This window comes from Streptomyces sp. NPDC050263, from assembly GCF_040655955.1.
In the GTDB taxonomy this organism is placed as follows: Bacteria; Actinomycetota; Actinomycetes; order Streptomycetales; family Streptomycetaceae; genus Streptomyces.
This window is the reverse complement of the sequence record NZ_JBFAKW010000251.1, coordinates 1-3,632: the sequence shown is the minus strand read 5'-3', so window position 1 is coordinate 3,632 and position 3,632 is coordinate 1. Positions and strand designations below refer to the sequence as shown.

At 68.8% G+C, this 3,632-nt stretch carries 3 protein-coding genes; 1 reads left to right on the top strand and 2 read right to left on the bottom strand.

The annotated features are described in order from the left end of the window. Window positions 1-146 precede the first annotated feature (146 nt). Entirely contained in the window at window positions 147-446 is a 300-nt protein-coding gene (locus tag AB0J04_RS45520) for a hypothetical protein (RefSeq protein ID WP_363174620.1), read from the bottom strand. A gap of 485 nt (window positions 447-931) precedes the next feature. Continuing rightward, entirely contained in the window at window positions 932-1,603 is a 672-nt protein-coding gene (locus AB0J04_RS45515) for a TetR/AcrR family transcriptional regulator (RefSeq protein WP_363174619.1), read from the bottom strand. A gap of 445 nt (window positions 1,604-2,048) precedes the next feature. Between AB0J04_RS45515 and AB0J04_RS45510 the strand changes: the two genes are divergently transcribed. Beyond that, window positions 2,049-3,596: an ABC transporter substrate-binding protein gene (locus AB0J04_RS45510; RefSeq protein WP_363174618.1), complete on the top strand. Its 1,548-nt coding sequence runs from the start codon at window positions 2,049-2,051 to the stop codon at window positions 3,594-3,596. Window positions 3,597-3,632: the final 36 nt, after the last annotated feature.

Genomic DNA, 3,632 nt, shown 5'->3' with positions numbered 1-3,632 from the left:
GGGGGCGGGGTGTAATGGTGGGCGGGGGCGGCCGACCGCCCGGCGCGTGGGGCCGCCACGTCACCCTGGGAAGCCGGCGGGCCGGCCGGGTACCCCCGGCCGGCCGTCGTCCAGTGGCAGACGGCGCCCTGCGTCGACGCCGGGCTTCATGGGACCCGCACGACGGGGTGCCGACACCTTGACCGGCCGGATCCGGCCCCGGGATCCGCAGGAACCCGCCGTGGCCCCGTGGTCCGCTGGGCAGCCAGGTCTGTCGGGGCCTTTGCCCGAGCGCGTCGAAGCCGCCGCTGTCGACGGCACTCCGCCGGGGTCACCCGCTCCGAGTGGATGCCCGTCGGGGAGAAGACGGGGATGACGGCGCGCAGGTGCGGCGGCTTGAGCGCGGCGGCTCGGTTGGACGTGCTGGAGCCGTGGCTCTGGCCCGTCCGACCGACGTCGCCGGTCACTGTCGGGCTGCCGCGCCGGCCGCTCGATCAGGCCGCGCTCGGCCGGATGGACGTTCCCCGGGGCGGCGCGGCACTTCTGGTACGGCGTGACGTCGACCTTGTCGTCATGGCCCGGCCGACCTGTCGTAGCCGAGCCAGTCATGGACGGCCGCCTGGGGCCCGGCCTCCTGCGGCGTGGCCGAGTGGCGGAGTCCACCGCGTCCGAGACGAATCCGGTCGGGGTCGGCATGGTCCCCATGGCGGCGGTGACCAGTCCCCTCTCTGCGCCGGCGAAGACCATGGGTCACAGCGCCACTCCCCTGGAACCAATGTGGGTACGTATGCGCGTACGTTAGTACCGCGAAGCGAACCGGTCAACGGTCGCGTCCGGAATCCAGGGACACGATCAGCGCCCGCGGGTTCCTCGCGCACTACGGTTCGCGCGCGTCCCACGAGGCTTGCGGTGCGCGCACGTCCCTCCGCCGGCCAGCCGGCCGTCCACACCTTCAGGCAGGGGTTTCCGCGGACGTCTGCCCGTCGCCCGACAGGAGGATGAGGTCGAAGAAGCGGTCGAGCGGCGTGATGATGTCGAGGTCGGGATTGAGCAGCCACTGAAGCTGCAGACCGTGGAGCACAGCCAGGAACAGAGCGGCCGCGCTGTCCGGGTCCAGCCCTTCCGACAGCCCCCCCTGCTCCGCACGTTCGCGCATGGCCTCGGCCGTGAAGGAGCGCACACGTTCATTGCGACCGACGAACTCCGTGTGGGCGGGATGGTCGGGACGCGAGGCCGAGGCGGCGAGCTCCGCCCACAGACGCATCAACTCGGGCGCCTTCTGGTGCTGGATCAGCGTCTCCGCGAGATACCGCCTCGGCGAGTCCATGCGGTTGATCTCGACGAAGCTGCGCTCCCACTCCTCGTCGTCGCGGTGCGCGAGGACCGCGGTGAGCAGCTCGTCCTTGCTCTGGAAGTGGTGCAGCAGGCCGGCGTGGGTGATGCCGGCCCGTTTCGCGATGTCGCGCAGCGAGGCCCCCGCATACCCGTGCTCGGCGAAGCTGTCGCGCGCCGCACGGACGATGTCCGCGCGACGCGCCGCCGTCTTCGCATACGGCCCGCGCCGTTTTGCCCGTTCCACGTCGCGCCCCCTTGCTGTCGACCGCACGCGCCGGTGGGCGGTCACGGTCGGTCCTTACTGGCGATGCCCGGCACCCTAGCCCCAGAGCGCCAAATCTTTCCACCTGGCCGGTATTGAGAAAGTGGCCACCAGAGGGCCGGCGAGACTTCGATCACCTCTGTGACCTGCACATTCATGACGTGGGACGCTTCATCCCGAGGCGAAAACCCCCGCCCCAAAAGATAACGCTCTGGTCAAGAACGCCGCACACCCCCTTCCCGGTTGCCGCCACCGACGCCTACGTTCCACAAACGAAATCCAACCACCTGGTAAGCGTTGTCGAGTTAACACGATCGTGACGCATTGCGTCGGTTCAGGTGATGATGTGCCGCACCTGTAGCCGGACGTCGAGGAACCGACCCGCAAGCCGGTCGGCAAGGAGCCCCGGGGCGGTGCCGGCCACATTCGACGCACCGGACCCCGGATCGCACGGGACACAAGGGAAATTCACATGACGCGCATTCGATCCAACGACCCTCAACCGCGGTTCCGAGCACTACCCGCAGCGATCACCGCAGCGGCACTGCTGACATTGACAGCGTGCGGCGGAGGGTCCACGGACTCGTCTTCGCCCAGTGCCAAGACGCTCTCCCTCGCCATCCAGTCCACTCCGAACTCCTTCGATCCGGCCCAGCTCAACGACGGGCAGGCAGCCTACGTCTGGAGTGCTCTCTACGACACGCTGCTCTACACCGACAACAAGGGCGAGCTGAAGCCGAACGCGGCCGAGAGCTGGAAGTACTCCGCCGACGGGCTGACCCTCACCCTGAAGCTGCACCAGGGGATGAAGTTCTCCTCGGGCGCGACGGTGGACGCGGCCGCGGTGAAGGCGACCCTGGAACGCACCATGACCACGCCCGGGTCGCAGCAGGGCCTGCTGGCCTCCGTCAAGTCGGTGGAGGCTCCCGACGCCACGACTGTCGTTCTCCAGCTCAAGCAGCGGGACGGCTCGCTGCTGACCACGCTCTCGACGGCCGCGGGGGTGATCGGCGATCCCGCGACGATGGCCGACAAGAGCACCGCGCTCAACCCCGTCGGTTCGGGTCCCTACGTCCTCGACAAGTCGTCGGTGACCGGCACGACGTACGTGCTCAAGCGGCGGGCCGACTACTGGAACGCGAAGGCCTACCCGTTCCAGACCGTGACGGTCAAGGTGATCCAGGATCCCACCGCCTCTTCCAACGCGCTGCAGGCCGGACAGATCAACGCCGGTCCGGCCCCCGCAGAGAACTCCGCCAAGCTCAAGGCGGCGGGCTACAAGATCTCGACCCCCCGGGCCACCGCGGTGGCGAACCTGGTGCTCGCCGACCGGGCGGGAAGCGTCCTCAAGCCGCTCGGGGACGTGCGGGTGCGACAGGCCATCAACATGGCGTTCGACCGGACGAAGATCTCCGAGCAACTGCTCAAGGGCGGCGCGCAGCCGACAGTGCAGGTCTTCAACCCCGCGAGCGGCGCCTACGACCCCGCGCTCGAGAAGAGCTACCCCTTCGACCCCGCGGCCGCGAAGAAGCTGCTGTCCGAGGCCGGGTACCCGCAGGGCTTCTCCGTCACGATGCCGGGCTTCCTCTTCACCAAGGCGTTCGAGCCGACTGTCACCCAGGCGCTCGACGACATCGGGATCAAGGTGAAGTGGACGCCGGTGCCCGCGCAGAACAGCATCTCGGCGATCACCTCGAAGAAGTACCCGATGATCCTCTTCATCGACGGGCTGAACACCTCCGCGCGCGAGGCGGGCAACAACTACACCCCGACCGGCTACCTCAACCCGTTCAACTCCTCCGACCCCCAGCTCACCAAGCTGCTGGCCCAGGCCAATGGCGAGCTCGACGCGGCGAAGGCGGCGGACGCCTACAAGGAGGTCAACGACTTCGCGGTCAAGAACGCGTGGAACTCGCCGATCGCCTACCTCAGCAACCGGTGGGCGACCAAGGGCGTCGTGTACCTCGGTGACGGCTCCAACACCTTCAGCACCATCCGGGCGTTCGGCGTCTCCGGCTAGCCCACGTGGGTTCCGGGCTCGCGGCGGCACTGCCGC